Origin of the sequence: Pseudochrobactrum sp. B5, assembly GCF_001939785.1 — a bacterium.
In the GTDB taxonomy this organism is placed as follows: domain Bacteria; phylum Pseudomonadota; class Alphaproteobacteria; order Rhizobiales; family Rhizobiaceae; genus Pseudochrobactrum; species Pseudochrobactrum saccharolyticum.
Window position 1 is genome coordinate 1 of sequence record NZ_MOYL01000019.1, and the last position, 517, is coordinate 517.

Annotated in this window: 1 protein-coding gene; it reads right to left on the reverse strand. The window is 53.2% G+C overall.

Going from position 1 to position 517, the window contains the following annotated elements; translation table 11 throughout:
* Positions 1 to 54 precede the first annotated feature (54 nt).
* Positions 55 to 517, reverse strand: a 463-nt coding sequence (locus BKD14_RS18980; RefSeq protein WP_139316494.1) for a DDE-type integrase/transposase/recombinase, incomplete at its 5' end; no start/stop codon positions are given.

A 517-nucleotide genomic window follows, 5' to 3' on the forward strand; every position in this document is an offset into this window, starting at 1 on the left:
CGGCACTGTTACGTTAACCTGAGCAAGTCCGCAATTTTGTCTATGACGCTGAAATTATGCAGCTTTCAGGCATGCGATTTCACGCCACATGTTTGTGGCGGTCTGGCGTAGCTCGCGATGGTCTGCTGAGGAGAGAAGGTTGCGGGGAAAGTAGTGGAGATTGTAGACCGGGTCGTGAATGGATGTGAAGCGTTGCACGTGTCGCGCTGATTTAAAGCGCTTCATGACCCGCTCTCGTCGTCGGATGGGCTGGTGCGAATTCTCAGCGCGGTTACGATGCTCGCAAACGCTCATCCCCAGTTCTCGTTTGGCAGCACCATAAGATCTCAGCTTATCGCTGACCATGACACGGGCTGAACAGCCCTGGCCGCGTAGAAGTTTACGCATGAAACGCTTGGCAGCCTTGGTGTTACGGCGCTTCTGAACAAGAACATCGAGTACAAAGCCATCCTGATCAACGGCGCGCCACAGAAAATGCTTCTCACCCTTGATCGTGATGACCATTTCATCAAGGTGC